Origin of the sequence: Streptomyces sp. NPDC058964 (genome assembly GCF_042741275.1) — a bacterium.
In the GTDB taxonomy this organism is placed as follows: domain Bacteria; phylum Actinomycetota; class Actinomycetes; order Streptomycetales; family Streptomycetaceae; genus Streptomyces.
This window is the reverse complement of record NZ_JBHYKH010000020.1, coordinates 40,334-41,539: the sequence shown is the minus strand read 5'-3', so window position 1 is coordinate 41,539 and position 1,206 is coordinate 40,334. Positions and strand designations below refer to the sequence as shown.

Annotated in this window: 2 protein-coding genes; one reads left to right on the top strand and one right to left on the bottom strand. The window is 65.4% G+C overall.

Annotated features, from left to right (window positions below):
• Nucleotides 1–196: 196 nt before the first annotated feature.
• Complete coding sequence (locus ACFW2E_RS04655; protein WP_384461312.1) at nucleotides 197–592, bottom strand: GntR family transcriptional regulator; 396 nt, start codon at nucleotides 590–592, stop codon at nucleotides 197–199.
• A 369-nt stretch (nucleotides 593–961) separates the two neighbouring features.
• Between ACFW2E_RS04655 and ACFW2E_RS04650 the strand changes: the two genes are divergently transcribed.
• Nucleotides 962–1,123, top strand: coding sequence for a hypothetical protein (locus ACFW2E_RS04650; RefSeq protein WP_384461309.1), 162 nt, complete (start codon nucleotides 962–964; stop codon nucleotides 1,121–1,123).
• Nucleotides 1,124–1,206: the final 83 nt, after the last annotated feature.

The following is a 1,206-nucleotide window of genomic DNA, read 5'->3' as shown; positions in this document are numbered from 1 at the left end:
CCACCACAACACCGCCCCCGACACACTGAGAGCCACACATCGTTCGTACCTGGCCACACCAAAACTCGCATCCCAGGTATCACTGCGAAAAGCGGCGAGTTGGAAGGCATGACTGTCGCCGAACTCGCTTTGATCAAAGCGAGTTTGAGCGAAGCACGCGTCAAAGTCGAACGACTGCTGAGGCGCGCCGACGAACTCACGGCGACTGCGGAGTCTCGCTACCCACAAGCTGCTCAAGGCGGTCAAGACGCTCGCCAAGTAGGCGCAGGGTGTCATGAATCGTGCTGAGTTCCGTGGCCAGTGCGGTGAACGCCGGGCTACTGCCCGGCTCACTACCGAGGGGCACAGATGGATCACGGACGAACGTCCCGCGGCCCTGCTGAGTGAGAACCAACCCCTCGTCACGGAGCTGACCGAACGCGCTCTGAACAGTCATGAGCTGCACGCCAAGTTCCTTGGCGAGCTTGCGAGCGGCTGGGAGCCGATCGCCCGGCTCGTACTCGCGATCGGGGCCCGCGATCTTCTCGCGGAACTCCGCCGCGATCTCCTTGGCCGTGGGCGTCTGCTTGGGCGCTTCGGGGCTCTGGTCCATGGCATCGAGAGTAGCCGGACCTAGGTCAATCTCTGATCCTTCGGCGGACTCCCTTGACAGCCAGATTGACCTAGGTCAATCTGCAATTGGGTCGGAACGAGAAGCCCGAATGGGCCTCACGGGCTGCCTTCGCAAGTGCTTGACCTGCAAGAACGCACCACCAAAGGGCCCCGAGAGGGGTCATGAGCCTCTGCCTGGCGGAGGCGAGGGACCCGGGGCCCTTGGCACTCCCGGAGGGCTGAGACCGAAAGGTCACGTCTCCATACGCCTGCGACGGGAGCTCGTGTTCCCGAAGGAGACAGAGCACCACTTCACCTCGCCATCGCACTCAGGTGCGGTGGCCCATCCGCGACCCGTCAGGAGTCCCGCATGTTCGGCAAGAAGTCGCAGCAGTCGCCCGACCTGACCAACCCGGAGAACATCGCGAAAGGCCAGAAGATCTACGACCGCATCGTGTCCGGCGAGTGCAAGGACGTCACGGCGGAGCTGAACGACGCCTACGGCCGCAGCAGCAAGAACAAGCGCGGCTGACCCCCACCACCCCCCCACGGCGAGGGGGGGGCGCGGGGGGGCCCCCCCGCGGCCGGCGGCCCCGCCCCCCCCGGCCGGCCCCC

Bases quoted from the DNA above. Each gene is read 5' to 3' on its own strand.
- ACFW2E_RS04655 (WP_384461312.1), bottom strand. From the start codon at position 592: ATGGACCAGAGCCCCGAAGCGCCCAAGCAGACGCCCACGGCCAAGGAG.
- ACFW2E_RS04650 (WP_384461309.1), top strand. From the start codon at position 962: ATGTTCGGCAAGAAGTCGCAGCAGTCGCCCGACCTGACCAACCCGGAG.